4 protein-coding genes are annotated in these 4,879 nt (G+C 68.0%); all 4 read left to right on the top strand.

The window, feature by feature from the left end:
* Positions 1-62 precede the first annotated feature (62 nt).
* The 4 genes from hemC to EOA38_RS28195 all read left to right on the top strand — a co-directional run bounded on the left by hemC (position 63) and on the right by EOA38_RS28195 (position 4,852).
* Positions 63-989, top strand: a complete 927-nt coding sequence (hemC, locus tag EOA38_RS28210; protein WP_127300768.1) for a hydroxymethylbilane synthase — start codon at positions 63-65, stop codon at positions 987-989.
* A gap of 1 nt (position 990) precedes the next feature.
* Positions 991-1,704 (top strand): uroporphyrinogen-III synthase, encoded by a 714-nt coding sequence (locus tag EOA38_RS28205; RefSeq protein WP_126091239.1) that lies wholly within the window; start codon positions 991-993, stop codon positions 1,702-1,704.
* 99 nt (positions 1,705-1,803) lie between these two features.
* The gene (locus EOA38_RS28200; RefSeq protein WP_127300767.1) at positions 1,804-3,276 is read left to right on the top strand and encodes a COG4223 family protein; all 1,473 of its coding nucleotides are present in this window, start codon (positions 1,804-1,806) and stop codon (positions 3,274-3,276) included.
* 10 nt (positions 3,277-3,286) lie between these two features.
* Positions 3,287-4,852 carry a heme biosynthesis protein HemY gene (locus tag EOA38_RS28195; RefSeq protein ID WP_127300766.1) on the top strand — a complete coding sequence of 522 codons (1,566 nt, stop codon included), beginning with the start codon at positions 3,287-3,289 and terminating at the stop codon, positions 4,850-4,852.
* The last annotated feature ends 27 nt before the right edge of the window (positions 4,853-4,879 follow it).

Here is a 4,879-nt window from a genome sequence, read left to right as displayed (position 1 = left end):
TTCCTATATAGGACAAGGCCGGTCAGGCTTTGCCTGCCGGGGGTTATCACGGACCGCGCGCCATGCAAACAACCTTGAAAATCGGAACACGCGGCAGCCCGCTGGCGCTGGCCCAGGCGCATGAGACGCGGTCGCGGCTGATGAAGGCGCACGACCTTCCCGAACAGGCGTTCGAGGTGGTCGTCATCTCGACCAGCGGCGACCGCATCCAGGACCGGCCGCTATCGGAAGCCGGCGGCAAAGGCCTGTTCACCAAGGAAATCGAGGAAGCGCTGCTAGATCGTCGCATCGACATCGCGGTGCATTCGTCGAAGGACATGCCGACCGTGCTTCCCGACGGGCTGGAGCTCTCCGCCTTCCTGCCGCGCGAGGATGCGCGCGACGCCTTCATCGGCAAGACGGCGAAGCGGATCACCGATCTGCCGCAAGGCGCCAGGGTCGGGTCGTCGTCGCTCAGGCGCCAGGCGCTGATCCGCCGGATGCGGCCGGATCTCGAGGTGGTGATGTTCCGCGGCAATGTGCAGACCCGGCTGCGCAAGCTGGAAGAAGGCGTCGCCGACGGCACCATCCTCGCCTATGCCGGGCTGAAGCGGCTTGGACTCGAGAGCGTCATCACCGACCTGATGCCGTTGGATTTATTCCCGCCGGCGCCGGGGCAGGGCGCGATCGGTATCGAAAGCCGCATCGGCGACGGCCCGGTGGAAAAAATGCTGGCGGTCATCCGCGATGTGCCGACCGGGCAGGCGCTTGCCTGCGAGCGCGCGTTTCTCGCCGCGCTCGACGGCTCCTGCCGCACGCCGATCGCCGGCCATGCGACGATATCGGGCGAAAAACTGTCCTTTGCCGGGCTGATCATCTCGCCGGACGGGACCGAGTCGCACGAGGTCAAATTGGACGGCTCGGCCCAGGATGCGGCGGCAATCGGCGCGGAGGCCGCTCGGAGCGTGCGGGCCAAGGCCGGCGCCAAATTCTTCGAAGGCTGGGCCTGATATGGCCCGCGTCCTGGTGACGAGGCCGGAACCGGGCGCTTCCCGCACGGCGCGGCGGCTCGAAGCCCAGGGATTTCAACCCATTGTGCTGCCGCTGACCGAGACGGCGGCGCTGCCGGTCGAGGCAAGTTTCTTCCCCACTGCCGCCGCGGTCGCCGTCACCAGCGCCAATGCGGTTCGTCATGCGCCCAGGGAACTTGTCGCGGCGCTTGCCGCCTTGCCCTGCCATGCGGTCGGGAAAAGGACGGCCGAGGCCTGCCGCGCGGCCGGTTTTCTCTCTGTCGCTGAAGGCCCGGGCGATGCAGGAGCGTTGGCCGATGCGATCAATAGTGATCTCGCAGGCCAAGAAATCGTCTATCTTTGCGGCCGCGTGCGCTTTCGGATCTTCGAGGAGCGGCTCGCTGCGGCCGGCGTGCGGGTTGACGCGATCGAGACATACGACACCGTTCGGCTGAACCGCGACGATGCGGAGGTCGTGGCGCATCTTTCGAATAAGCCCGTCGACGCGGTGCTGCTCTATTCCGCCAAGGCTGCCGAGGCGCTGAACCCACTGATCCGCCGGGCCACCTTGCGCGGCCTGTTCGAAAGGGCGGAGCTGCTGGCGCTGTCCGCGCGCGTCGCCGATGCATTGGACGGCGGCGCCGGGCAAAAGGTTCGGATTGCGTCCCAACCCGACGAAGACGCGCTGCTGGCGCTTTTGTCGCTGCCGCGCTGAGCCGCGTCATCACACCGCCCCTTTTCACCGCTTGGTGATGTGCTAGAGCATCCCCTAGACCCTTCGAACCATCCTCAAGCCAATTTGCGGAGCCCAAGCATGGTCAAGACGCCTAAGGTGCGACATTCGAAGAGCCACCGCGAGCCGGTGACCATCGAGCTCGAGCCCGGCGCCGTCTCGCGAATCACCGAGGAGGATGCCGCCAAGGCCGAGGCCAATCCGGAACAGACCGACGAGGCGAAGGCGGAGGAAGCGGCCGCCGCTTCGCAGCCGGAAGCTCCGGAGGAACCGATCCATGCGGAGCAGGCCGACATCGAACCGTGGGAACACGCCGATGCGGCGCAGGCCGGGGTCGATGGACCCGAGGCCAAGACCAAGGATGAGGCGGAAGCGCCCTATCCGGGCGGCGAAGAGGCTCCGAAAAGCGAGCCGAATAACTTCGGCTACAATTTCGAGGATGCGTCGGCGGCCAAGACCAGTTCCGCCGGCTCTGCGGCGAAACCAAGCGAGACCCGGGACGACGGTCACGGCTCGCCGGCCGCCAGGCGCTCTGGCGTCAACATGATTGCGGCCGGCCTCATCGGCGGCGTGGTCGCGCTTGCCGGCGCCGGCCTGCTGCAGGCGGTCGGTCTGCTCGGCTCGCCTGCCTCGGGCGGAGCGGCGCTCGACGGCGTCAATGGCGAGATCGCCTCGCTCAAGGGTGAAATCGCGGCGCTCAAGGAATCGGGCGATACCGGTGCTTCGGCCAAGATCGACGGCCTGTCCTCGGCGCTCGATCAGGTGAAGTCGGATGTCGCGGCGCTGAAATCCTCGGCCGGGCAGAGCGGCGACGGCACGGCGCTCAAGGCGCTCAACGACAAGGTCGGACAGGTCGAGACGGCTGTCGCCGACCTGCAGAAAGCCGGCAGCGCGGCACCGGTTGATCTTGGCCCGCTCAACGAAAAACTCGCCGGGCTCGACGCGCTGGTGAAATCGGCCGGCGACGCGGCAAAGGCCGAGGACGGCCGGATCGCGGCGCTGGAACAGTCGGTGTCGCAGCTCTCCGGCAAGGTCGAGGCGCAGGCCTCGCAGCCGAAGATCGCGCTGGCGATTGCCGCTTCGGCGCTGAAGGCGGCGCTCGACCGCGGCGCGCCATTCGCGACCGAGCTCGACACCTTCGCCGCGATCGCGCCGGACGCGCCGGAGATCACGGTGCTGCGGTCCTATGCCGAAAAGGGCGTACCGACCCGCGCCACGATCGCTTCGGAGGTCGAGGCCGCCGCCAACGCCATGGTCGAGGCGGCAACGCCTGTCGACCAGAATGCCGGCTTCTTCCAGAGCCTGGTGTCGAGCGCCGAGTCGCTGGTCAAGGTGCGGCCGGTCGGCACGGTCGAAGGCAAGGGCGCGCCGGAGACCGTGGCGCGCCTGGAGGTGGCGGTCAATCAGGGCGACTATGCCAAGGCACTCAGCGAATACGATACGCTGCCCGATGCGGCAAAGTCGGCGGGCGCCGATTTTGCCGGCAAACTGAAGGCGCGGCTCGAGGTCGAAAAGCAGATCGATGCGCTGATCGCCGGCGCGACGAAGGCGTGAGGACCGTCCGATGATCCGCATCCTCATCTTCCTCGCCGTCGTCTTCGCGCTAGGGTTGGGCTTTGCCTGGCTGGCCGACCGTCCGGGCGAGATGCTCGTCACTTTCAACGGCTACCAGTACCAGGTCTCGCTGATGGTGGCGGCGGTGGCGATCGTCGCCGTGGTCGCCGCGGTGATGATTTTCTGGTGGCTGGTCAAGTCGCTGTGGAACAGCCCCTACACGATCTCGCGCTATTTCCGGGTGCGCCGCCGCGACCGCGGCTACCAGGCGCTGTCGACCGGCATGATCGCGGCCGGCGCCGGCGACGGCGCGCTGGCGCGCAAGAAGACCAAGGAAGCGGCGAAGCTGATCAGCTCCGACCAGGAGCCGCTAATCAACCTGCTCGACGCACAAGCCTCGCTGCTCGAAGGCGACCATGAGGGCGCACGGGAAAAGTTCGAGCGCATGCTCGACGACCCGGAAATGCGGCTGCTCGGGCTGCGCGGGCTCTATCTCGAAGCCGAGCGGCTGGGCGACCGCAATGCCGCGCGCCACTATGCCGGCCGCGCGGCGGCGGTGGCGCCGCAGCTCGCCTGGGCGGCGGAATCGACACTCGAGGAGCTGACCGAGCGCGGCGACTGGGATGGCGCGCTGAAGCTCGTCGAATCGCAGAAGTCGACGAGGCAGATCGAGCGCGACGCCGCCAACCGGCGTCGCGCGGTGCTGCTCACCGCCAAGGCGCAGGCGCTGGTCGACAGCGATCCGAATACCGCCCGAACTGCCGCCGTCGAAGCCAACAAGCTGGCGCCCGATTTCGCGCCGGCGGCAGTCATCGCCGCCAATCTGCTGATCCGGCAAAACGACGTGCGCAAAGGCTCCAAGATCCTGGAGACGGCCTGGCGGGCCGAGCCGCATCCGGACATCGCCGAGCTCTACACCCATGCAAGGCCGGGCGATGCCGTGCTCGACCGCCTCAACCGGGCGAAGAAGCTGCAGGAGATGAAGAAGAACCACGCCGAATCGTCGATGGCCGTGGCGCGCGCCGCGCTCGACGCGCAGGATTTCGCCACCGCGCGGCGCGAGGCGGAGGCCGCTATCCGCATGGATCGCCGCGAGGGCGCCTATCTGCTTCTGGCCGACATCGAGGAGGCCGAAACCGGCGACCAGGGGAAGGTGCGGCAACTGCTTTCGAAGGCCGTGCGCGCGCCGCGCGATCCGGCCTGGGTCGCCGACGGCGTCGTCTCCGAGCGCTGGGCGCCGGTGTCGCCGGTCACCGGCAAGTTGGACGCCTTCATCTGGCGCGCGCCGATGGAGCGGCTCGGGCAGTTGATCGAGAGCGACGCGGACGTGGCGGTGCCGGCCCTTTCCGCCGCGCCAGCCGTACCGGCCGAGAAAACGATCGACATCGTCTCGGATGCTTCGGCGGCGAAGCCGGCCGCTGAAGCGCCGAACGGCATGGAGAAGGAAACCGCGGCCGCGTCGGGCGATGGCGAGGCCGTCGAGCAGGCATCGGAGCCGCCGCGCCTGCCGGACGATCCGGGCGTCGCGCCGGATGACGAGGCGGAAAAATCGCCGCGCCGGTTTCGTTTGTTTTGAGGCTCGGCTTGGCGGGCAGGGAAAAGG

The organism is Mesorhizobium sp. M1E.F.Ca.ET.041.01.1.1 (assembly GCF_003997355.1).
Taxonomy (GTDB): Bacteria; Pseudomonadota; Alphaproteobacteria; order Rhizobiales; family Rhizobiaceae; genus Mesorhizobium.
Note: the sequence above shows the minus strand (reverse complement) of the source record. Positions and strands in the feature narration are given on the sequence as shown.